Source organism: Streptomyces aureus (genome assembly GCF_001418135.1).
GTDB lineage: Bacteria > Actinomycetota > Actinomycetes > Streptomycetales > Streptomycetaceae > Streptomyces > Streptomyces aureus_A.
On record NZ_LIPQ01000347.1, the window covers coordinates 1 to 206 of the forward strand.

Here is a 206-nt window from a genome sequence, read left to right on the forward strand (position 1 = left end):
GAGTGACCAGCGGGGCCTGAAGCCCCACCCCGCACGACCGTAACCCGCTGAGCCGGAGCCGGGCCGCCCCATTCAACGACCGCGCACCCCGAACCGGGCCGACGCCAACTCACCCACCCCGGCCACGAACCCAGCCCACACCCACAGACCGGCAGACGCACGCGACGCCCGGCCGCTGCCCGGGCCGTACGCGTGGACCCCGCCCC